Genomic DNA, 22,836 nt, shown 5'->3' with positions numbered 1-22,836 from the left:
AAACTGACATGCCGAGGTTTTATTTATCAATTAGAAGAAGTTGTTAATTTTGTCCTGAGAGCAGTGCCCAAAACTGATGAAGTTCATTACAGTAGAACGAGTTTTAGTGTTAAAGTAGATGGCCCATACCAAACGATTTCCCTTCATTGAACAAAGTGGCATGATGGAATGTGGGGTCGCAAGCTTGGCGATGATCCTGCGTTACCATGGCTTGGATGACTGTCGTTCGTTCATTGCTGAGACGATCGGGGTCTGTCCTGATGGAGTAGATCTCTTATCCTTAAGCAAAACTGCTGAGGCGTTTGGATTTGATTCAAACGGTTACAGTGCTGACCTTGACTACCTCCAAAGTTTGGAAAACCCGTGCATTGTTCACTTTGACGGAAACCACTTCGTAGTAGTCTACGCATGCGACCAACGGTCAGTTTATATTGCTGATCCGGCTATCGGAAAAAAGAAGCTACGTGTCGCAGACTTTGTTGAGAGATGGAATGGTGTCGTACTCGCAATCGACCCCACACCGGAGCTCAACGTCGAGGTCTCTCCAATTAGCGAAACAGCCCGCGACTTTAATCAACGTTCAAGCGGACTATTGAAGACCACTCTGTTGGAGACGATGCAGAATTTATGGCGTGAGTGTCTCACGGTCTTTATCTGTGCTGCAGCCTTCCAGCTCCTGAGCTTGGGTGTTCCGTTTTCGATTCAATACTATTTCGATCAGGTCCTCCCTTATCAAAGTCTTAAACAGCTGGTAGGTTTACTTGTCGCCCTCAGTGTATTGCTACTGTGTATTGTGTTTCTAGGCTTTCTGAGAGACTATGCGGTTGCTAAGTTTAAAGTAGGCTTTGAAAGAGATTTCTTTGAGAGGTTTTTTAAGCACTTCATCAGTCTCGAACAGAGATATTTCGATAGCCTAAAAAAGGAAGATTTCATTAGCCGCTTTCAGGAAAATCTCAGAATTCGAGAAGCCTTAAATCCCCGAGTCTTTGATTCGCTGACTGACGTCTTCTTTATATTTATCTTTGCTCTGGCAATGGCTTATTTCTCGCCGACGCTCGTATGTATCGCGGCGGTGTTCTTCTTCCTTTATACCCTCGCCTTTGTCCATTGCTTTCCGCTTTTGAAAAATAGCTACCTCGTCGCCCACTTGGAGACGGTCGGTGTCTTAGCTATTTTCATAGATAGTCTACTCGGCATAGCCGCCGTGAGACGGGGCAATAATCAACATAAAGTTTTGGAAAGATGGAGAAATCGCTATGCTCAAGTCTCATCTTCTGTCCTGGATGCCGAGAAAACTTCAGCGGTTATCGAAGCCATTTTTAGGTTGATCAGTGGCGCGGCTTATATCTCGGTGGCAGGTGCCGGCGCGGTGTTGGTATTTAATGGGTATCTTAGCCTGGGTCGAGTCATTGGTTTTTTTGCTGTTTTCATGATGGCGTTGCAAGCACTGGATCGCCTCTCCGGTGGGTTATTTGTATTTGCTGAAGTGTCTCTTGCTCTGGATCGAGTGATTGAGATTTTTCGCAAGGATCAATACGCCGAGCCTGAGGAGACCCAAGAGACCACGGCGCTCGCAATTCCCAAGCTCATGGTGTCGGGACTCAGTTTTGGGTACGCGGGCAAAGAACATGTGCTTAATGAGGTCTCTTTCGAGGCGTGTTCAGGAGATTTTATTGGTATCGTAGGCCGCAATGGTTCCGGGAAAACAACCCTCGCCCAACTATTGTCCGGGATTTATCGGGACTACGCCGGGGATATCGTTTTGGGAAACCATGATCTCAAAAAAATCCCACTGCGTCTGTTAAATGAAAAGGTCTATGTTTTTCCGCAGGAGGTCTATTTGTTCGACGATACCCTCCTGGAAAACATACGGTATGGGCGTTCGGACGCAACGGACGACGAGGTGATAGAAGCGGCGCGTTTTGCCGGAGTAGACGCCTTTGCGGAAAGTATGTATTTGGGGTATCAGACCAGGATTGGAGATAACGGGATCCGCCTCTCCGGTGGTATGGCGCTCCGCATAGAATTTGCTCGTTTGTTCTGCGCCAATCCCGACCTGATCGTGTTGGATGAGGCTAGTAGCGCTCTAGATCCTGCAGCGGAGCGCATGCTCTTTAAGCAGGTCCGCAAGAAATTCTCCGAAAAAATCGTTTTCTCCATCGCCCACCGGATCGAAACCCTAGACTTTGCCAACAAAATATTCGTGTTCGAGGACGGAAAGCTGGTGGAGACGGGAAGTCATTCAGAATTGATTTCAGATCGAAACAGTTTCTACCAAGCGGCACTAGGTCGATAGGGGGGGGTGATGTGTAATAGGATGCAAGCGGCTAGCTCACTTTCAATGACAGTGCGTTGTAATGGGCGGCTGTTATGCCTGTATCCGTTTATCGCACTGGTGTGCATTCCGGCTCTGGCCTCAACCAATAAGGCAGTGTCGATCCCTGTTTTCAATGCGCCTCCCGTTATCGATGGGCGTTTAGACGAAACTATCTGGATGCAAGCTCAGATGGGTGTTGCCCTGACGCAGGTATTTCCAGCCGAAGGCAATCCACCCAGCGTGCCGATTGAGGTGTTTTTGGGCCATGATGCCGAAAATATATATTTCGCCGTCGAGGTGGCCATGCCGATCAGCGATCTCACCGCCTCGCGCCGTGGGCGTGATGCCGACCTTGAGGGGGACGATTATATCTCCCTGATATTTGATCCCTTTGGCTCACAACGGGATGGCTACCGCTTCCGTTTCAACCCAATTGGCACTAAAGAAGATGCCCTCATCGAAGAAGTGAACCGTGTCAACGCAGAGTGGGACTGCGTTTGGTGGGTAGAGACCGTAGTCTCTGCGCAGGGATGGACGGCAGAAGGGCGCATCCCACTCCAATCGATTGGATTTAATCCCCAAATAGATCGTTGGGGATTCAATGTGGAGCAAGTGTTGGCGAAGCGTAATGAGCAGTCGCGTTGGACTGCGGTTGAACGCAGCCTGTCAGCAGAGTCGTTGGCGGATATTGGCTCCATTGTGGGTTTAATGGATTTGAGGCAAGGACTGGGGCTGCGCTTTGAACCTTATGTCCTAGCAGAATTTTCTACGAATGATGCAAGCACAGGCTCGGAACAGGACGACTTCGATATCAAGAGCGGATTTGAGCTTTATTACCGCCCGATCCCGTCCATTACTGCGACGCTGACAGTAAATACCGATTTTGCTGAGACTGAGGTGGATGACCGGGTCATTGAACTATCTCGTTTCCCCACTTTCTTTCCCGAGAAGCGAGGGTTCTTCCTGGAGGATTCTGGGATCTTTTCTTTTGGAGGTATCGAACAAAGTCCGCTGCCTTTTTTTTCGCGGCGCATTGGGGTGGGACCCGACGGAATCCCGGTTGATATACCCTATGGCTTCAAGCTCGCCGCGCGCACGGGGAATGTTCAGCTGGGTGCATTGAACGTATATGTCGAAGAAGGTAACGAGACCGACGCGCAGCATTTATCTGTAGCTCGAGCGACGGTCGATATACTGGAGGAGTCTTACGTCGGTATCATTGGGACGCGGGGGAATCCTCAAGGAGTTTCAGACAATTATCTCATCGGTGCCGATTTTCGCTACCGCGATTCCGATTTTGGGCCTGACGCCGGAGAGATCACAGCCTCAGCCTGGCTCCAATACACAGACACAGAAGATCAAGATCAGCTCTCCATCGCCACGGGATGGGACGTGTTTTATAACAGCCGCTACTGGCTTTATTCGCATTTTGCCGAGTATGTGGGGCCCGGGTATTTTCCCGCCCTAGGCTTTGTCCGTCAGAATGATATCGCCCAAGGGGACTTCCGAGTGGTGAGAGCCTTTTTTCCAGAAAACTGGGACAGTATTGAGTTAGATGCGAGCGTCTTCGCCAGATATGAGATGGGGGGACGCTACCTCGAGTATGTAAATGCCTCACTCGAACTTTGGGCTTACCGCATGTCGGGAGCCATCCTCAGCTTGGGGAGTCGTTTGGAACACGAAGAGCTCCGCGAGGCTTTCGAGCCTGTTCCTGGCTTGCTGGCCCAGCCAGGAAGCTTTTCCGGAGCGGGGCTATTTATCCGTTACGAGACTTCCAAAGCGCCCTCGGTGTCCGGTTTTTTGGAGTATGAACACGCTCCGTTTTATGGCGGGACAATAGATTCCATTGAAGGATCGCTATCTTGGCGAGGCGGTAGCATCTTCGAGTGCACCACAGAATTAGAAGTCAACAAAATCGATTTGCTAGACAGCGAAAACTGGTTATATCTGTGGCGGTCTGAATTCAAAACCTATGTTCTTCAAAACGTGACTTGGACTAACATTATCCAATACGACTCGATCTCCAGGGAGATGGGTTTCAACAGCCGTTTACGTTGGAACTTTCGCCCTGGCTCCGACATATATCTCGTAGTCAATCATCGATGGCTCAACGACGTCGACCAGGGATGGGATAGCATCGGGAGTCGATTGAATGCAAAATTAAGCGCAACCCTTTCATTTTGAGAAATCTTGCCGTCGATACGGTATGAATCCTGTTTTCAAAAGCCCATGGTTATTTGATGTCACTCAACCCTAAATAGAAAGAAAAATAATGAAACCAAAACCACTGAATGAAACAAAACTCTCCCAAATCAAAGGCGGTCCGCGAGGTAAAGGCGGTCGTTGAGACGAAGGTATTGATTTAGACTCTTGATAATTTACATCAGGCTGACTGGATATGTCTAAGTGGACGACATCCAGTCAGCCTTTTTCTCGTACGCACGTTCCGATTTGTATGCCGCGAAGCGCCTATGCAAGCAAATCGAGGCCGCTGGTCAGCCCGTCTGGGTGGATTTGCATGGTATTGAGCCTACCCAGGAATGGTTGGAATCTCTATTTGAAGCGGTCGACGATTCAAATGCCGTTGTCTTCCTCGTTACCCAAGCATCGCTCAACTCCCCCTTTTGCCGCAAGGAGGTCGACTATGCCTCCACGCAGGGAAAACGCATCATTCCGATCCTGCTCGGCGATATTGACACCGGATTAGTTTTTCCGGTGATTCGCAACATACAATGGATCGTCTGGGATGGCGAAGAATCCTTGGGCGATGCGATTTTTGAAGCCATTCATACGGACCGGGCCGTCCTAGATCAGCTAGATGATTATCAGCGCCAGGCACGCCTGTGGTCAAAGTCCGGCCATTCCAAAGATCTCCTTTGGAATGAGGAGGTCGTTTTACGAGCCATGCATTGGCTGGGCTCTCAGACCGCTGCGATTCATACCACCGAATTGTTTTCAGAATTTCTCGCCGCCTCAAAAACTCATTCTGAGAAACAGCGGCGTCGAAAACGAGCACGCCGTCGTGGATTTTTGGGCGCTGCTGGATTCTTATTTTCAGTAGCATTGATCGCCAGTTTCGTGGGCGTGCGATTGTCAGGTGAAAATACAGCAGCCCTCGAAGTGGCTGAAGATAGGCAGACGCAGTCATCGCAACTTATCGATTTCTTACTCAATGGTTTTCTTCCTGAGTTGTCGGTCTATGGAGACTACAGTGTTGCGATACCGATTGCGGATGCAGCTGCTAACTACTATCAGGCAGTTGATGAGAATCTTTGGTCTATAGAGGAGCGTGTGGCCTATAGTCGTTTTGGACATTTGTATGCTGAGCTCAAATTCCTGAATAATAAGGCGGGGGAAGCATTGGCTCTGATGGAATCAGTTTTAAATCAAGATCGTCTTCTTTGGCGTCAGGATGAGGCTAACTCGCAGTTGGCTTGGAATCTCGGTTTTTCACATTTTTATATCGCACAGATTTATTATGAGCAAAATAAATTTGAACTCTGGTTAGAGCATAATCAGTCTTATTATGATATAGCCGTTCAATTTAAGGACGTTAGTTTGGAATGGAAATATGAATACCTAAATGCTGTGTTTAATGTGATTAGCGCGAGCTTGGCGTTCAATAGATTCAAAGAGGCTTATACACTTTATGATGAAATTAGCTCTCTAGCCAAAGACGACAGGTCTATTTTTCAAGATTTTGAGGATTTCTGGGTAGATATCGTGTCTGTTTTGGGCACATATGAAAACGTAAGAGGAAATTATAATCAATATCTAGAAAGGCGATCAGAGGTTTTGGAAAATGTTAAGATTGATTCCTTAATTGCTTCATTTCCGGATGAGCATTTACGCTACATATACTTTCTTCTTCGTGCTGATTTTACTGCATTAAAATACTTGAATGATCAAGAAAGAGCTAATCAAACTAAAATCTATGTCGATCTTTTGGTTGATAGAATCTCTGAAGTTTATCTAAAGCATCCAGAACATGTGGGAATTGTGGTTAGGTTACTTTCTCTGAAGGCTGAAATAGAACTTTTTATCGACGCCGAATCTCATAAAGAATCTGTGGACGATTATTTTTCAATTATCAGAAGAATCGACACTCAAGATTTCAGAGATTCGATTTACAGACAGTTGATTTCATTACGCTTAGGCAAAGGAACAGAGACTATTAGGCATGTTTATGAGGAGGCTAGAAAAGAGATGTTTGCTTCTGATTTAATGCCAAATTTTACGTTCTCTCCAGAATTCGCCCAAGCTGCCGTCCATCTGTGGGCCGAGGGCAGAAAGCTGGGTGATCCAGAGCAGGCTCAAATGGCACTCGATGATCTGTTGAAACTGACCGGCTATCCTGAACTCGATCCCAATTACTATTTTGCCAATGTAGCCACGCGCTTTGTGTTACGGGAGCTCAACGATCCGCGTGCGGCTGCCTATGATGCGGTGATAGCGCCGGATGCGCAGGGTTTGGAGGTGAAGCAGCGTATCTTAGAAGAGATCGTAGCGCTGTATGCCGAAGAGGAGATTGCTGATGTCGGAGAGTAAGGAAGTTTTTATTTCTTACTCCCGCACCGATCAAGCAGCGGTTCGGACACTTCAGAACACCCTCAAAGATTTTGGCTGTGGCTCTTGGGTCGATTGGGAGGGTATTGCGCTCGGCGATGCTTGGTGGAGTCGGATCGAGCGCGCTATCGAGGAGACGGATGGGTTTGCAGCCGTAGTCACCCCAGCATGGCTGGATTCTGATGCCTGTCAGGCTGAGTTAGCTTATGCGGTGAGCCGGGGTAAACGCCTGATCCCGCTGGTGATCGACCCCGAGATCGATATGTCTCACATGCCCGAACCCTTGATGCCGATCCAGTGGATTGGTATTCATCCTGGGACAGATTATGTTAAGCGTGTGCAACGCTTGATCGCGGCTCTTGAGACTGACTTCGCCTATGTGAGGCAGCATACCGAACTCCTGAAACTCACTGTTGCCTGGGAGCGTGATGACCGCGCCCCCAATTGGCTGCTCAAGGGGAAAATACTCGAAGAGACGGAGCGCTGGCGCGCCGAGCACATCGGCGTCGATCCGCCCATCGTTCCCTTTCAACAAGCTTTCCTCAAGGCTTCGCGCGACGCCTATGACGCTACGATGCGTCGACGCGCGCGTATCTTGCAAGGGCTGACAGTTGGCTTCTCTATCGCGTCAGTCGTGGCCCTCGGTATTGCAGTATGGGCTTTCGACGAGGCCAAAGAATCCGCCGAATTGGAGGCCCGCATTACCCAGCGCCAAGAACAAGCAGATAAGCTCATCGAGTTCCTTCTCAGCGATTATAAAGACACTCTGGTCGAAGCAAAGCGCTACGATTTATTGGCCGAGATCCTGGAAAAGGCCGAAACCTTCGAGCGCGACGTCTCCGCGAGCCTAGACCCCTTCAGCCGCGCGCGCCTGACTGAACTCCTAGAGGCATTTCGAGCAGATTTAGCGCAGGTGGAAGACATCGCAGAGTGAAGAGCTAGAAGGAGACAAGGGGTGAAATTGAGATACCGGAATCCTCTTAAACAGGGACGTGAATATTTTTATGGACATTTAGGTTAACTTTCGATCTTTTCTGAAATATGCGAACGCGACGAATTTATGGAGAGCCTGAGAGTGCTGTGTATCACTGCATGACGCGGACGGTGAATGGGGAGTTTTTCTTTGAGGATCGGGAAAAGGAGATGATGCGGAAGATGTTGTGGCAGGTGGCTGGGTTTTCTGGGGTGGAGGTGTTGGCGTATGTGGTTATGTCGAATCATCTGCACGTATTGGTGCGGGTGTGTGGTGCAGCGAAGGAGGTGTCGGATGTGGAGTTGGTGCGGCGGTATGCTTTGTTGTATCCGAAGCCCACGGATCATCAGCCGATGGATTTGGCGGTGCTGGAGGAGGCGCTGAAGACGAATTCTGAGGAGGGGCAACGGATACGTCAGGTGCTTCGGGCGCGCATGGGCGATGTGTCGGAGTTTATGAAGACACTGAAGCAGCGTTTTTCGATTTGGTTTAATCGCAGTCGCGGACGCTATGGTCCGGTGTGGTGCGATCGCTTTAAAAGCACTGTTGTCGAAGACGATCCGGCGGTGCTGCGGACGGTCGCTGCGTATATCGACTTGAATCCAGTGCGAGCGAAGCTGGTGGATGATCCAAAGGAATATCGTTTCTGTGGCTATGCTGAGGCCTTGTCGGGACAAGGCCAGTTGCGGGAAGCTTTATGTGCGATGACCCTGCATGATGATTTATCCAAGGCCTTGGCGCTGTATCGCACTGTGATCTTTGCGAAAGGGGTGGGGCCGAAACGCAATGGTGAAGGGGCCGGGATAAGCGATGAGGCTTTTCGTGAGGTAATGGATGCTGAAGGGGCGCTGCCTTTGCCCGTGTTGCTGCGTCAACGGATTCGCTATTTCACTCAGGGTGCTGTGATCGGTTCGTGCCATTTTGTGGAGAAGCATATCCAAGACTGGACGGAACGTATTGGTGATCGTCGGAGGCGATTACCCAAGTCTATTGAGGGTGCAGCGATGTGTGGTTTAACGAGTTTTAGAGGTTTGCGAAAACAGTAGATTGGGGATGGTGCGTTCTTTGTGCTTCACCAAAGTCGTTGTGGACGCAGAGAAAGGAGCGGAGCTGGAGCTCCTAGGGAGAGCTGTCTCGAGATTTAGACCTATATTATGCAATAAATCGCGGCAACTGAGGCACAATCTGCTGCACTACAAAGTCTTGCAGAAACCTTCGGCGCAACAAACGGGTGCGTCTTCAGTCTTCTTCAATCCATTTCGCATCAACATCTTGCACCTCCTTGCACGCTCCGATCGCACAATCCGGGTTGAAGAGCTAGAAAATAGATCGCGCACGGGGTGGAATTGAGATGATGGGGATGTTTTCAGGTTGTTGTTTAGATTGAATCTACAACGGATGTCGCGGTTACTCGCGTCACTCGTCGGTAGCACCCGTTATATTCGAGCCGCTCTGTCGGCTCGCTGATTGGCACAGAGCCCCGCAGCCCGCATCTACTGCTTTTTAATAAATAATAAAGGGACGGAAATATATATATAGACATCTAAAGCAGATCTCTGCGCTAAGCAGCCACCATCATAAAGACACAACATTCGCGTCCACTAGCGGATTCAAAAAAATGGAGCCCAACCAATACTGTATTCAATCGGACCATCGCGCCAGGCGCAGAGTTACTTGCAATTTGTAGGCAATCCGGGTTGATCCATGCTGTATGCTTAGCGTGGAGATGAAGGAAGATTCAGATGCTGAGGGGGCGGGCAAGGCTCAGGGCTATGCTGTGCCTGCGGGGGCTATCGTTCCCCAGCAGTCGATGGAGCCCGATGGCGCACTGAGCCTGAACCGTTGGGGGTTTGAGGACACTTATTTTGAGAGTGAAGCGGAATGGGTGCGTTTGGCTGGAGAGCGCTATGCGCACAGCGGTCAGACCTTCGACCAGTTTTTCGCCTGGGCCGATAGCCGTGTAGGGGTGGATATGCGGGGCGATATACCGAGGGATTTTCGGTATAATGCCGACGCGGTGCCTGAGTCGCGCCTGACGGATCAACAGAAAGCTGCGTTAGATGAAATCCTGGGTTCTGAGGGGTTGTGTTTGGATAAAGCACAACGCTTGCGACGCGGCCATGGGCATGCCCTCCAAGACGTCTTTGATGTTAATTTTGGTCGGACTTTTCGGGTGCCTGATGCGGTGGCTCAGCCGGAGTCTGAAGCTGGCATCGAGAAGCTTGTGACATCTGCGGCTAAATGGGATCTGTGCCTCATTCCGTATGGTGGAGGGACCAATGTTACCCAGGCAACGCGCTGCCCTGAAGATGAAGCGCGCGCCATTGTTGTGGTCGATCTATCGCGTATGAATCGGGTGCGCTGGATCGATGCAAATAACGGCGTCGCCTGTATTGAGGCAGGGGCAACGGGAGGGTGTATCGAGCGGGTGCTTGCGGTGCATGGATTTACGCTGGGGCATGAGCCGGACAGTAGGAGTTGTCGACCCTGGGTGGCTGGATAGCGACGAAAGCGAGTGGGATGAAGAAGAACCGCTATGGAAATATTGAGGACATCGTGATCGATTTTCGGGTCGTTACCCCCCAGGGCATTTTTAAGAGAGAGAATGCCGCTTCGCGCGAATCAATTGGGTTCGATTACAAACCGGTCTTCCTGGGTTCGGAGGGGCGACTCGGGGTAATCACCAGCGCCCTCGTTAATATTCATAAGCTGCCTGATTCGAGTCGCTACGACTCTATTCTGTTTCCAGATTTTGCCTCGGGTGTCAGCTTCTTCCACGAGGTGCGGCGCGGCGGCACGCTGCCGGCAAGCCTCCGTCTGATGGATAATAATCAGTTTACACTGGGACAGTGTTTCAAGTCGACACCTACGGGTTTGGCTGCTGTAAAGCGGAAGCTCCAGAAGGCGTTTTTAGAGAAGATCAAACAATACGATCTCCGTGAGGTCGCCGCTTGCACGGCGGTTTATGAGGGATCTGAGAACGATATCCGGTTTCAGAAAGGAATCATAGATCGTATTGCAAAAAAGCACGGTGGGCTGCTCACCGGGCCGGGGCATGGTCGTCAAGGTTACCTGCTTACTTATAGTGTCGCCTATCTGCGAGATTTTCTCCTGACGCGCCATGTGTTGGCAGAATCCTTCGAGACGACGGTGCCGTGGTCGCGTTTGGATGAGCTGACTCGGTCTGTGAATGCTGTGGCTCAGGCATCGCATCAGGAGAAGGGCCTGCCGGGCATTCCCTTTGTGTCCTACCGCCTCACCCAGTCCTACGACGACTGCGCCTGTCTCTACTTTTATCTGGCGCTGTACCTTAAGGATGTCGAGGAGCCAGATGCTATCTACTCGGAGATCGAACACCGGGTCCGCGAGGCCATCCTCGGAGCGGGGGGGTCCTTATCCCATCATCATGGGATCGGGAAACTCCGGTCCGACTTTCTACCCCGAATCCAGTCGACTTCAGCTTTATCGCTGAAGTCGGGGATCAAGGAGTGGATTGACCCGAAGAATTCGTTTGGGGTGGGGAATCAGTGACGCTACTGGCTGGGCCAACCGATTGAATCCCCCGATAGGCATTGAATCTTTTTAGAAATGCGATCACCCAGGTTGTGGGTAGGTGTAGTGCTGCCCATTTAAACAATGCGTTGTGTGCGCCGCTGGTACACACCGCTTTTTTACGCATGGTCGCCCTGTATAAATCTTGAGCAACCCGCTCTGCTGAGCGGGCCACGCTATTTCGTTTAACCGTGGCATCAAAGCGTGAGTGAAATGCGGTTGCGGTCGATCCGGGTAGGGCAGAGGTCACGTATACGCCGCTCCCTTTAAGCTCGGCTCGCAGCGACAGGCTCAACGAATGGACAAAGGCTTTTGTCGCACCATAAACGGCTTGGTTCATTACAGGAGCGACACTGTAGACGGATCCAATGTTCAAAATCCGGCCCTGGCCGCGCGCTTTCATTCCAGGAAGTAGCGCGCGGGTTATCAGCAGCACTGCGCGCATATTCACGTTTAACAGAGTATCGAGCGCTTGGGGATCTGCGTCTGCGACAGGTCCAAAGTTACCGAGGCCAGCATTGTTTACCAAAATATCAACCGGTGGCATCTCGGGGCGAAAAGCATCCATCCATCGGTCGAAGCTATCGATGTCCGCAAAATCGACACAATGCGTTATGCAAGTCACTCCGTAGCGTTGTCGGCACTGCTCAGCCACCGTATTCAGGCGCTGGGTATCTCTTCCCAAGATGATCAGGTCATAGCCTGCTGCGGCGAATTCCGTGGCCAAGGCTGTTCCGATTCCGGACGATGCGCCAGTGATTAAGGCCGTGCCAAGAGTCGGCCGACGCAATGCTCGTAGCGCGTGTTCAATCTTATCGTTGGCGTCGATATAGAGACCTTTTCTCGCGGATTCTTCACCTTCGGGCAATGCCATAGGAGTTATGGCCTTGCCGTATACCACATCGATCGGGTAGCGAGTGAGGTGACGCTGTCCTTTGGGGAGTACGCGATGGCTGCCGAAGATGCGTGCGGGTATGATGGGGACACCGCATTGAACTGCCAACATACCCGATACCCGTTTAAATGGGGCGATATGAGGGAAGAGCTGACGGGTCCCTTCTGGGAAAATGAGGAAGGCTTGGCCATTCTCGACTACCTCACTACAGCGTTTCAACAGACTCTGTTGGATGCGCTCTCGACCGATGGGTAGCGCATTGAAAATCCACTCGGCAACGAGCCGGAGACCTCGGTTTTTGAAAAAGTAGTCTTCAGCAGCGAGCGAGTGTAGATCCACAGCTCGTTCTCCCATAGCTTTGAAATGAATAACAGAATCTGCGTGGCTACAGTGGTTAGAGACTAAGATGAACGGTCCTGTTTGCGGGATATGTTCTTGGCCATAGATCCTCAGTCTTAAACGCGCTGTCAGTATCCAGCCAAAAACGGCGTGGGCTGATTTAAATGCGAATGTGCGAATGGGGTTCATTGCGGACTTAAGCTATGCCACTTTGCGCGCTAACAAACACAGATGTGTCTGAGACTCTTCAATTGGGAAATAGAGCCGGTTACAGATAAAGTGGATCCATCTAGAAAGCATATTTGGTCGCACCCCGAGGGCATCGATGGCGTGCGTTGCCCAGCCCCCGTAATAAGCCCAAACTAGGTAATCCTTCAGGGAAGCGAAGCTGTAGTCCTTCGGTATTTCTTCCGATTTCAAGACCTCAAATCCTAAGTCGTGCAGCTCGTTTTCCAGTAGAGTTCGATCACCCGGTATATTCACGAGATCGCGCATGGGTGTTTTTTTTGCCCCAATGAGCGTCGCTATTGGATTGGAATGCAACCGTTTCATAGCCGGATAAGATGGGTCGAATAAAGTCGATGCGATAGAGATGAGCCCTCCTTTTTTGAGAAGTCTAGAAGCGGTACGTGTGAGTTCTTTGAGGGGGACATAGCTCAATACATAATGAGCGCATATCAAGTCGACTGTCTGTGTGTCGAGGATTTCGACTGCTCTTTGGAAAGGGAGCACATGTCCATTGAACGCTACCTTTTGCTTGGCCTGGTCGAGCATCGCTCGCGACACGTCGAAGCCAATGATATCCAAATCTGTTCCAGAGTTTTGATCTTCGATGTAATGAATAAATTTTGCCAAGAACTCGCCGGTGCCGACCGAAGACTCAACGATCCGATAGCTCCGATCCGCGGGAAGAAAATTGGCGATCTGCTGTAGACACAGGTCGTGCATCGGCTCTAGTGCAGTGGCGGTGACAGCCCCATAGTGCTCCGCTATGGTCGAGTCGTATAGCTTTTCGATAGTCAACGGATTGGACGGTGGGGGATCTATGGCAATGGGTTAATAGGAAAGGGTTGGCTATTGGGCAGTGTGCTCTTTGATTCTGCGTAAACCAGGAACATGTATGTCTCGAATGTAGGTATCCCAGTCGATGGAATGATAGGAGGAATAGAAGGCATGCTGCTCGTCTTCTGGAAGGCTAGCGCGGGCAGCGTCTGTTGCACCGGTCGAGAATTCTCTATGAGTCGTGGTAAAGTTTGAGTATAGCTTCATGTAGGTCATGTTGCGCAGGTCTAGACGTATGTTTGCAGCCAAGCGTCGTCTGAATCTGCCTAGGGGTTTGATAGCAGAGAGGTGTTTGAGTCCGCGATGTATGCGTTCCCGCAACCGGTTGAGTCTTCTGATACGCCGGATGCTGTAGTCATAATCTGGAATGTTGAGAGGTTTCACCTGGATGTCATTCCCTGCCGAGTCGCTGTTGGGGTGTGCCAAGTAATGCTGAAGTGTGAGCTCTGCCAGGCGATAGAAGGTGAGGGGATGGGCGTGAGAGGTGCCGTATTGAAACACTGAAACATCAAGCTGCATGCCGGCGACCAAACTCGTCAGGCAGGCATTGGCCGCAAGGTCGACAGGAATTAAATCGAGCGGTAAGTCTTTGTTGGCCGGGAACTGGGATAACTGTCCTTGGCCGAAGGCGATGACCAGGGCATCCATTCCTTTTATGCCATCGATCCAGCCCGGGTAGGGAGACCGCCAAGCAGAGCTAATTATGGTGGGGCGAAATAAAATGAGCGGAACATCACCGCGCTCTGAGACCAGTCGCTGCTCTGCTAGGAATTTTGAAAAGGTGTAGGTGTTGGGCCAGCCTTCCTGGCGAGCTAGCGTGCCCGCCGCTGTTTTCGTCCATTCCAGACGTTGGTTTGGACGTGTTGGGTCTGGAAAGCGCTCCTCAGCTTCTTCGATTATTTGAGCGATCGAGCCGATACGTTCTTGAATCCATGCCGTGGATTTATTCTCGATGGACTCAGCAATAATCCCGTCTTGATTGCCGCAAACGAAGGCAGTGGAGACCTGCAGAAACGGGCAGCCTGCGGGTTGAGCTAGCCTGAGTAGATGCAGCGGGCCATTTATATTGAGGCTGAGTACTTCGTCTAAGGGCGGCTCGAAGCTGATACTCGCGGCGGAATTGATGATGAAGTCCAGTTTCCTTGCGAGTTGGTCAAGTTGCTGTGGCGACATTCCCAGTTTCGGGCAGGCCACATCGCCTTCGATTAGAATCAGTTTCTTCTTGAGTGCCTCCGTGAGACCGTTGGGGAGGAGTTTTTGCCAGTTGGGGTCAGACAGAATCTCCGCTTCCCAGCGTTCCTGTGCGCTTCGTTTACCCGAGCTTCGGACCAGGACGTAAATTCGTTTGGGACCCAAATCGCTTAATAAGCGATACAGCAGCGCGCGGCCGAAATATCCAGTCACTCCTGTGAGGAAAATAGCTGCGCCGTGTAGAGACTGTTTTATAGAAACCAATTTTTGTTAGATTTTCGGAAAGGGGGATCGATCCAGAAAGCAATCTTTGGATTGCCATTAAAAGAACCATAGGGCTTCAAAATTCTGAATGGATACGGTATCGATCTGCAGCGAAGTTCTTTGAGGCGTGATATCTATGACACTTTTGAATTCAGATCATGGGTGTTGAGCCAGCATTAAAACTGGTTGTGGGAGTCTATGGGGTGCTGGTGGCGGTGACCTTTGGCTTGTGGGTTGTGCACATAAAGAATGCTCAGCAAGCATGGGTCCATGATTTTGGTGAACGACTGAAATCCTGGTGGTGTGTGAATACTACGATTGGATTTATCCTCATCTCCAGAGATCGCATGGGGTGTCTCATCTTTGCCGTATTGCTCGTCATCAGCATCCTCGAAATCTGGAAAACTCGACCGAACGACAGCAGCTTGATGGGTTCGGCTGCGTTGTCCCTGATCGTGGCTTCTGCCTTCGCACCGGTGTGTATTATTTTGTTTCGAGGGGAAACGTTTGAACGCGCTCTTTTGTGCCTTGCGATCCTGCTTACTCAGCTTAACGATATCTATCAATATTGTGTAGGGAGAGCGTTAGGTAGACGTGCATTGGCGCCAAGAATCAGTCCGTCTAAAACAATCGAAGGTGCTATGGGAGGCATTTTATTAACCGCTGTGACGAGTCTTTGTGTAGCGCCGTTGGTCACGCAAAGAGAGTCCTTTTTAGCGATCAGTCTAGGTATCGGAGTCGGGGTATTGGGGATCTGTGGAGACTTGGCCTATTCAGTCGTGAAACGGCGCCGGGGCATTAAAGACTTCGGGAGCTTGCTGCCAGGCCAAGGTGGCTTGCTGGATCGCTTGGATAGCTTGACCCTGGTAGTTCCTGCACTCTTCTTGCTAATGATAGTTTCGGGATTGATTTGATTCCGTAGATCATGAGTTCCGCGAAAGAGAATATCCGCAGCATTCGAGACCAGGTTCAGCCCTCGCCTTCGATTTCTACATGGCAGGTTGTGAGCACCTTAGTCTTTTTCGTCGCCACGATTTATGGGCTGAGTGTGGTGAGCAGTGTTTGGCTGATTGGCTTTTGTTTCCTGCCGCTCCTGGCTCTGATCGGTATTCGGTTGTTTGTGCTGCAACACGATTGTGGTCACCTCAGCCTCTACCAGCGTAAGGCGTCCAATGATATCGCTGGCCAGGTCTTGGCCTGGTTTACCACGGTACCTTATGAACTTTGGCGAAGTGAGCATCGTTGGCATCATTTGAATCAGGGTAATCTATCCAGCCGAGGTGTAGATATGATGAACAGTCCGCCCACCGTCGATGAGCTAAAAAATGAGCCCGAGAAGGCTGATGACTGGAACGCTAAAGTCTCATCGATGGGAGTCTTTTTTGCGGGAGCTTGGAGCCTCCTGGTGGCGCGGAAATCGGTGAACGAATTTTTTATGTTTCGACAGGCTTACTTAGAAGATGCGAAGAATGCCGCGAAGCTCAGGCGAGGTATTTGGGTGACACACATCGGAGCGATTGTGGTGCATATATCCCTATTCTTGATGCTGGGCTGGCAGAAATATGCATTCGTGTTGGTGCCCGCCTATCTCCTCGCCGGTGGCTTCGGTAGTCTCTTGTTTTGGATCCAGCATAACTTTGAGGACTCTTATTTTGCCTGGGAGGATGAGTGGGACTTTTACAAAGTCGGAACCGATGGTTCGAGCTACCTGAAGCTCCCATTTCCATTGAGCTATTTTACAGCGCATATTGGGCTGCATCACGTGCATCATCTCAACATGCAAATCCCCAACTATAAGTTAGACCTGGCCCGAAATCTGGTTCCTGAACTCGCTCGTGTCCAGCCGCTGAGCTTCGACGATTTACGCAATTCCTTCACCCATTTGTTTTGGGATGAGGTCAAAGGCAAGAAAGTGAAGCTGACGCGTGAAGCGCTTCCTCCCCAATCTCCTGACGCTTAGCAGTGCGGTCGCGGGTATGGCCTCGATCTTGGTGCTCATGGGGCATTGGGGCACCTCTAGTTTTGAGCAGAAATTCCAATGGGTGTTTTGGCTCGTCACCGCGGCTGTGTTTTTCGACACCATCGACGGTTCTGTCGCACGGCTGCTTCGGGTACAAAGCAGTATGGGGGCTCAGCTCGATAACCTGTGCGACGCAACGACCTTCGGCCTGGCGGTGGGGGTCGCGATCATCGTGTTTCTCGAGCGGGTGCTTTCCCCGGAGTGGGGATCCATATCTTATATTTTGGGTGTTATTTGGCTGCTTGCAGTAATCGTGCGTCTGGCGCGTTTTCAGGTCGACCAGGAAGACTCTGATCCAGCGCAAGCTCATATGTATTTTCGTGGCCTATGTTCACCGATGGCGGCATTATTTGCCGTCTCTCTCATGCAGCTGGCTCTTCGTTTCCCGGCTATTCAAACGATTGCGCCGGTGATCCTTTTGGCCGCTGCCGGATTGATGATTTCGAATTTTCCCTTCGCAGACTTACCCAAGCACTACCTCGGGCGACGTCGTCCGGTTTGGGAAGTCGGCCCCTTTGTCATCGCGGCGCCATTCATCTCAATATCTGGCAGTGTGGCTCTCTTTATTACCTATTTCATCCTGTTGAGTCTAGGCAGTCCGACCAAAGGTAGGGTCGTTTTGCCAAAACGACCGAGCTCATAAACACTGACTGAGTCTGTCCAGCCCAGCTGGGGTGTATATCAACTTATCATCCCCAGCTTATCTCCCATCTTTGCGTAAAGTTCAACGCCTTGGGATGATTGCTTGATCAGGTCGTCAGCAAAGTGGATTCGATCGCGTGGCCAGACGGTGACTACGCAGCTCCCGCCAAAGGAGAAATATCCTTTCTCGTCACCCTTCTCTACAGCTCCCGTTCGGGCCGTTGGGTGTATGCCGCCTACGAGCGTCGCTCCGATCTCTACGACCCCCACATCCAGACCATCTTTACCCGTTACCAGAGAGACATGTCGATGATTCGTCCACAAGCTGTCAGGCTTCATAAATAGCGCGATGGGATTTACCGAATACAGCGGTCCAGGGAGCGTGCTCAGAGACTGATATATGCCCGAAACCGGGAAATGAAAGCGGTGATAGTCGACTGGGCAGAGGCGTGAGATGACGAGGCTGCCCCCTCGGAACCGGTTTGCCAACTCCGAGTCGTCAAATAGGGAATCGATATCAAATCGTTTCCCCTTCAGGAAAAAATTCGCGCCGTTGTTAAGCTCAGGAATGAGGAAGTGCCGCCCATCCGCAGGAAACACAACGCTGTCCGCCGCGTCGTCAATCGGTCGTGCCTCCGGCTTGAGCTTGCGATAGAAGAACGCGTTGAAGTGTTCGAAATCGGAAGGATCATCGCGAAACTCCGACACATCCAATCCATACTCCTCGATCATGGGCGCAATCATGTCGCGCGACTGGGCACGATTCATCCGCTTCCCATAAAGCGCTGAAAGCCAAGGCTTCGTCAAAAAGGCTTTCAATGCGAGTCGGCCCAACCCCGTCTCATGCGCCCACCGCAAAGAACGCTCGCCGTAGATTTGTTCGACCTCTATCTCCCCGGTATACCGGTTATAAAATTTAATCGCGTCCATGAATAGGGATGACTTTCCCACCGTAAGATAAACCCCGAGTCTCCTGAATCGTCTAACTCAAATTGGAGACAAATGCGTGTGGAGTAGTGCGTGTTTTTTTGGGTCTATGCTTTTCTGTTAGTGTCTGCCCACTTTTCTACTAACTCGGGCCGTTCCTTCGCAAAAACGTCGTAGACGTGGCCGGCGAAGCCGTTTCCGGCTTCGGTATAGAGATTAAATGCGGTGGCCGTGCCGAGGGCGCTGAGTTCTTCGACTTCGTCGTCAAACTTGCCGATCGCTGTCACGACGCCAGGAAAGGCATTGCGCTTGAGTGTTTCGGCCGCCACGACGTTGGCGCTGTGGTTGGGTAGGGCGAGGATGGCTAGGTCGAGGCGTTCGCGGAAGCTGACTTTGGCCCAAAAGTCGGTGTCGGTGGCGTCGGCTAGAAGAACGGCGCGCCCTTCTTTTTGGTGTTGTTCGACAGTGTAATCGTCCATGTCGAATCCTACGATCTTTCCGGGAAATCGCTCGTCCAGGTATGTGTAGGCTGCGACGCCAACGCGGCCCATACCAAAGATGGCGATGCGGCGATCACCGATTTCGATAGGTAAGTCATCCGGGTGGTCTTTACTCGTCTCAAAGCGTTTCAGTCTTCCGGCAATACGTTCGTATAGTGCGTCCGCTTTGCGAGTCAGGGGTGCTGCGGAAAGAATACTCAGGGAAAGGGCGAGGGCCATGGAAACCAGCCATTCGCTGCCTAGCCAGCCTTTGGCGACTGCCAAAGAAAGAACGATGAGCCCAAACTCACTGTAGGTCGACAAACTCAGAGCGCTGAGCCATCCGGTGCGCGCGCGCAGATGAAATCGAGTAAAGATGAGGAAGAAGCCAATACTCTTCAGGGGAAGCAGCAGCATGAAGAGGAGCGCCCAAAGCACCGCTTGCAGGCTTAGGCTCCCCTGCAGTCCAATCTGTAGGAAGAAGGCAACAAGCAGCAGGTCAGTGATGCTGAGCAGCGATTTGTTCAACTCGGCTGCTTTCGGATGGGCACCGACGAGGATGCCCACAAATAAGGCCCCGAGGTCTCCCTTTAATCCCACGGAGTCAAACCCCGAAGCACCCACCACTAGGGCAAGAAATAAACCACAAAGGGCGATCATTTCTCCGTGACCTGATCGCCCGATAAGGAGCTGGAGCAAGGAGCGTCCACCTAACAAAGCGATGAGTAGGGGAATGGCCCAGAGATCAGGTATTTTTCCCGTGCTGAAGGTCAGGAAAAGGACAGCCAGAATATCCTGCATGATCAGCACGCCAATGGCCGTACGTCCGTGAATGGACGCCATATCGCCATTTTCGCTAAGACTCTTCACTGCAAAGACCGTGCTCGAAAAGCTCAGGCCAAAGGCGATCAACGCGGCGACTTTGATGTCGAACCATTCGATTCCAAGCACGCCAACGGCGATGATCAAAAGAACTGGTATGCATGCAAGCATCACACCTCCGGTGTGCATGGTGGTACCTGCCCAAATCTCTGGGCGGGCCAGTGAGCGCAGTTTGAGCTTCACGCCGATGCAAAAGAGCAGGAGTGTAACGCCCAAATCGGCCATGGTTTGTAGCGCTGGTCCGCCTTCTTTGCCCATAGCCTGCAGCACAAAGCCCGACACTAAAAACCCGACCAGCGGGGGCAATTTAAGCTGTTGAGCAATGAGTCCAAAAACAAAAGCTACGGCGATGAGGAGTGCGTCCATGAATGATGGAAGAGTTCAGCCCTAATTTTCGGCTTATGACAAGGCTCAGGAAATCCAGAATCCCCAAAGCCGATATTGGGCCTTATGGCGGGGGTCTGGAAATGCGGAGCCTATTATATATAATTCGAAGCTTTGATAGCTGAATATTGAACATTGAATTCGTGTGGCTCAACCGAGTTCTAAAACCCAGATTTTGTCCTTGAATGAAAGACCATCGCCGACTCTATTGCGCTTCGCTCACCCAGTATTGTGGCATCGATAGAATCGATGAATGCCTGAGTGAACTCAAACGCGTTATAGAAAGCGGTAATGATGGAATACTCCATCTAAAGAGAAAACGCCAACTGCTCTCAACCTACAGATCAGAAAATGCGTTGCACTAATAGATTGCTCCAACGAGCCCGATAAGCACTAAGCGCTTTGTGCCTATGTTTTCAAAAATAGCCTAGAAGAGACAAAGGCATGGGCGAGCTAGCAAACCTCTAAATCGGTGCAAGCGCAGTTTATCTGTCTGGTGCATAATCTTACGGTTCTGCTGGAGGCAACCATTGGGTTAGAAGATGTGAAAGAAACCCAACGCCGCCGCAAACTTAACGAGGCGGCGCGGGCAAGCTGTCAAAAGCATGGACGGGCGTTCTCGAGTCTCCTGTTTAATAACGCCTCTGATCGGTCTCAATTATGTCTGAAGCTTATCCGCTGGCTGCGATCAACCCAGGGCCAATCCACTCATAGCCACCGCTATAATCAGCCTCAAAGTATTCTATGCAAGATGTCTGTATCCTTACGCTGATGCTCTTCGATTTCGTGGTAGTCTGCGATTAAAGGGGCAATCAGACGATCCGTGCGTCCTGAGTAATCGATTTTGGTCAGGCTGGTTTCGATGCCATAGACCTCGCGAGTCGCATGTTCAAAGGCACGTTCGCCCGCACCTCCACTCCAGATCAAAGTGCCATCGATGTCCCAAAATAGACAAATCTTCTTCCCTATAAGGAGCGCAACATCGATTCGTTTTCAAATTTGTCGATCCGGCGATGGTATTACGCCAAAAATCCGGACCTAATTTACTGGAGAGGCTCCGGATTCCATGCCCCTCGCCCTATAACACACTTGCGGCTTCGACCTCTTTCTAGCAGGAAGACCATTAGTTATGAGATTTGACGACGTCATCGTCCTCTGCGGCCCCGACTTAGAACCTTTTCAATGTGCCTCCTTTGAAGTTCAAGGCGACACCATCAAACACATCCAAAAGACTACGCCAGTCAGCGTCTGCGACGGCGCAAAACGCGTCATCATCCCCGGTCTTTATAACAGTCATACCCATATGGGGGACTCTTTTCTACCCGATGGCACAACAGGCATGACGCTCGAAGAAGGTTTTTTTCGGCCCAACGGTTATAAATATCGTCAACTCAAGGCAGCCAAACGCCCAGCCCATCTCGAAGCCATCTGCGATCACCTACACTACATGGCCAGCTCGGGCACTGTCTGTCATATCGATTTCAGAGAACAAGGCGAATACGGCGTAGACCTTTTACGCGAAGCATCGGACATAACTGGCGTCGATTCCATCATCCTCGGCCAATTCGCAGAACTGCCCTTTGATGACGCCGAACTTGCTGCTTCAAGCAAACCCCTCTCCGAGTCCGATCTCGCAGAGCTGCGCCACATACTCCAAAAGGCCAATGGCTTCAGCGAAAGCACCATGAACGACCTGACTAATCCAGCTTGGCAGCAAATTCGCGAGCTGACGACTGAACTCGGAAAGCTGCGCGCGATCCACTGTCTGGAAAATGAAGGCTATCGCGATGTGAGCCTCAAGCACACGGGTAGGGGAGACCTGATGCGTGCCATTGAACTCCTCGATCCACATCTCATTATTCACCTGACTGTCGCCAACGCCGAAGAAATCGAACTATTGGCTCAGCATGGCAAAACCGGCGTGCTCAACCCGCGAGCGAATGCCAATCTCGCGCTGCCACTTCCCCCCATAAATGAACTCTTAAACGCGGGTATCAATCTGCTGCTTGGAACGGATAACGGACTGCTCAACAGTCCCAACATGTTCGCTGAATTAGACTACACTTACAAATTGACCAAAAGCCAGTTTGGCGATCCGCGGAAACCCGATCCGGCTGCGATTTTGAAAATGGCGACGAGCAATGTGCGGCCCGCTCTCGGGGGCGATCACTACGGATATTTGGAAACCGGCCTCCCTGCATCTTTTGTTGTGCTCGATTTCGGAGCTCCCCATCTCAAAAGGTCGCGTCACCTGCTAGCCTCCATTTTGACACGTGTGACGCCCGCTGAAGTTTTGGAAACTTATCGGCTCGGAAAACGCATTGCCTAATCCTTTTAAATATA

17 protein-coding genes are annotated in these 22,836 nt (G+C 50.9%); 11 read left to right on the top strand and 6 right to left on the bottom strand.

Annotated elements, in window-relative coordinates:
- Positions 1-118 precede the first annotated feature (118 nt).
- The 7 genes from HRU10_01265 (at position 119) to HRU10_01235 (ending at position 11,387) form a co-directional block, all read left to right on the top strand.
- Positions 119-2,296, top strand: coding sequence for a peptidase domain-containing ABC transporter (locus HRU10_01265; GenBank protein ID NRA25861.1), 2,178 nt, complete (start codon positions 119-121; stop codon positions 2,294-2,296).
- A gap of 45 nt (positions 2,297-2,341) precedes the next feature.
- Positions 2,342-4,501, top strand: coding sequence for a carbohydrate binding family 9 domain-containing protein (locus HRU10_01260; GenBank protein NRA25860.1), 2,160 nt, complete (start codon positions 2,342-2,344; stop codon positions 4,499-4,501).
- 222 nt (positions 4,502-4,723) lie between these two features.
- Positions 4,724-6,865: a toll/interleukin-1 receptor domain-containing protein gene (locus HRU10_01255; protein ID NRA25859.1), complete on the top strand. Its 2,142-nt coding sequence runs from the start codon at positions 4,724-4,726 to the stop codon at positions 6,863-6,865.
- Positions 6,831-7,817 (top strand): toll/interleukin-1 receptor domain-containing protein, encoded by a 987-nt coding sequence (locus HRU10_01250; protein ID NRA25858.1) that lies wholly within the window; start codon positions 6,831-6,833, stop codon positions 7,815-7,817. Before HRU10_01255 ends, HRU10_01250 begins: the two co-directional genes overlap by 35 nt.
- 107 nt (positions 7,818-7,924) lie before the next feature.
- Entirely contained in the window at positions 7,925-8,902 is a 978-nt protein-coding gene (locus tag HRU10_01245) for a transposase (protein ID NRA25857.1), read from the top strand.
- Between the two features lie 665 nt (positions 8,903-9,567).
- Positions 9,568-10,359, top strand: coding sequence for an FAD-dependent oxidoreductase (locus tag HRU10_01240; protein ID NRA25856.1), 792 nt, complete (start codon positions 9,568-9,570; stop codon positions 10,357-10,359).
- 17 nt (positions 10,360-10,376) lie between these two features.
- Positions 10,377-11,387 carry a hypothetical protein gene (locus tag HRU10_01235; protein NRA25855.1) on the top strand — a complete coding sequence of 337 codons (1,011 nt, stop codon included), beginning with the start codon at positions 10,377-10,379 and terminating at the stop codon, positions 11,385-11,387.
- Here the strand turns inward: HRU10_01235 and HRU10_01230 are convergent.
- From HRU10_01230 to HRU10_01220, 3 genes are read right to left on the bottom strand one after another with little or no spacing between them, the layout of a single operon-like run.
- Complete coding sequence (locus HRU10_01230) at positions 11,338-12,831, bottom strand: SDR family NAD(P)-dependent oxidoreductase (GenBank protein NRA25854.1); 1,494 nt, start codon at positions 12,829-12,831, stop codon at positions 11,338-11,340. The two genes, HRU10_01235 and HRU10_01230, sit on opposite strands and share 50 nt — an antisense overlap.
- 12 nt (positions 12,832-12,843) lie before the next feature.
- The gene (locus tag HRU10_01225) at positions 12,844-13,665 is read right to left on the bottom strand and encodes a methyltransferase (GenBank protein ID NRA25853.1); all 822 of its coding nucleotides are present in this window, start codon (positions 13,663-13,665) and stop codon (positions 12,844-12,846) included.
- A 51-nt stretch (positions 13,666-13,716) separates the two neighbouring features.
- A complete protein-coding gene (locus HRU10_01220; GenBank protein NRA25852.1) occupies positions 13,717-15,159 on the bottom strand; it encodes an SDR family oxidoreductase in 1,443 nt (480 codons plus the stop codon).
- A 158-nt stretch (positions 15,160-15,317) separates the two neighbouring features.
- Between HRU10_01220 and HRU10_01215 the strand changes: the two genes are divergently transcribed.
- From HRU10_01215 to HRU10_01205, 3 genes are read left to right on the top strand one after another with little or no spacing between them, the layout of a single operon-like run.
- On the top strand, positions 15,318-16,073 hold the full coding sequence (locus HRU10_01215) for a phosphatidate cytidylyltransferase (protein NRA25851.1): 756 nt from the start codon (positions 15,318-15,320) through the stop codon (positions 16,071-16,073).
- Between the two features lie 11 nt (positions 16,074-16,084).
- Positions 16,085-17,119 (top strand): fatty acid desaturase, encoded by a 1,035-nt coding sequence (locus HRU10_01210; protein ID NRA25850.1) that lies wholly within the window; start codon positions 16,085-16,087, stop codon positions 17,117-17,119.
- Positions 17,085-17,822, top strand: a complete 738-nt coding sequence (locus HRU10_01205; protein ID NRA25849.1) for a CDP-alcohol phosphatidyltransferase family protein — start codon at positions 17,085-17,087, stop codon at positions 17,820-17,822. The genes HRU10_01210 and HRU10_01205 overlap by 35 nt, the downstream gene beginning before the upstream one ends.
- A 38-nt stretch (positions 17,823-17,860) precedes the next feature.
- On the opposite strand, the gene psd is transcribed toward HRU10_01205, so the two are convergent.
- The 3 genes from psd to HRU10_01190 all read right to left on the bottom strand — a co-directional run bounded on the left by psd (position 17,861) and on the right by HRU10_01190 (position 21,420).
- Positions 17,861-18,751 (bottom strand): phosphatidylserine decarboxylase, encoded by an 891-nt coding sequence (psd, locus tag HRU10_01200; GenBank protein ID NRA25848.1) that lies wholly within the window; start codon positions 18,749-18,751, stop codon positions 17,861-17,863.
- Between the two features lie 104 nt (positions 18,752-18,855).
- A complete protein-coding gene (locus HRU10_01195; GenBank protein NRA25847.1) occupies positions 18,856-20,475 on the bottom strand; it encodes a cation:proton antiporter in 1,620 nt (539 codons plus the stop codon).
- A gap of 750 nt (positions 20,476-21,225) precedes the next feature.
- The gene (locus HRU10_01190) at positions 21,226-21,420 is read right to left on the bottom strand and encodes a hypothetical protein (protein ID NRA25846.1); all 195 of its coding nucleotides are present in this window, start codon (positions 21,418-21,420) and stop codon (positions 21,226-21,228) included.
- Positions 21,421-21,622: 202 nt separating this feature from the next.
- Between HRU10_01190 and HRU10_01185 the strand changes: the two genes are divergently transcribed.
- Entirely contained in the window at positions 21,623-22,822 is a 1,200-nt protein-coding gene (locus HRU10_01185) for an amidohydrolase family protein (protein NRA25845.1), read from the top strand.
- The last annotated feature ends 14 nt before the right edge of the window (positions 22,823-22,836 follow it).

The sequence above is a fragment of the Opitutales bacterium genome (genome assembly GCA_013215165.1).
In the GTDB taxonomy this organism is placed as follows: domain Bacteria; phylum Verrucomicrobiota; class Verrucomicrobiia; order Opitutales; family JABSRG01; genus JABSRG01.
The sequence above is the reverse complement of the archived record's forward strand: the minus strand, read 5'-3'. Positions and strand labels throughout refer to the sequence as shown.

Excerpts from the sequence above, each read along its gene's own strand:
- HRU10_01195 (NRA25847.1), bottom strand. The coding sequence starts at position 20,475 with ATGGACGCACTCCTCATCGCCGTAGCTTTTGTTTTTGGACTCATTGCT.
- HRU10_01230 (NRA25854.1), bottom strand. The coding sequence starts at position 12,831 with ATGAACCCCATTCGCACATTCGCATTTAAATCAGCCCACGCCGTTTTT.
- HRU10_01185 (NRA25845.1), top strand. The coding sequence starts at position 21,623 with ATGAGATTTGACGACGTCATCGTCCTCTGCGGCCCCGACTTAGAACCT.
- HRU10_01215 (NRA25851.1), top strand. The coding sequence starts at position 15,318 with ATGGGTGTTGAGCCAGCATTAAAACTGGTTGTGGGAGTCTATGGGGTG.
- HRU10_01210 (NRA25850.1), top strand. The coding sequence starts at position 16,085 with ATGAGTTCCGCGAAAGAGAATATCCGCAGCATTCGAGACCAGGTTCAG.
- HRU10_01250 (NRA25858.1), top strand. The coding sequence starts at position 6,831 with ATGCCGAAGAGGAGATTGCTGATGTCGGAGAGTAAGGAAGTTTTTATT.
- psd (NRA25848.1), bottom strand. The coding sequence starts at position 18,751 with ATGGACGCGATTAAATTTTATAACCGGTATACCGGGGAGATAGAGGTC.
- HRU10_01260 (NRA25860.1), top strand. The coding sequence starts at position 2,342 with ATGACAGTGCGTTGTAATGGGCGGCTGTTATGCCTGTATCCGTTTATC.
- HRU10_01245 (NRA25857.1), top strand. The coding sequence starts at position 7,925 with ATGCGAACGCGACGAATTTATGGAGAGCCTGAGAGTGCTGTGTATCAC.
- HRU10_01240 (NRA25856.1), top strand. The coding sequence starts at position 9,568 with ATGCTTAGCGTGGAGATGAAGGAAGATTCAGATGCTGAGGGGGCGGGC.
- HRU10_01265 (NRA25861.1), top strand. The coding sequence starts at position 119 with ATGGCCCATACCAAACGATTTCCCTTCATTGAACAAAGTGGCATGATG.
- HRU10_01235 (NRA25855.1), top strand. The coding sequence starts at position 10,377 with ATGAAGAAGAACCGCTATGGAAATATTGAGGACATCGTGATCGATTTT.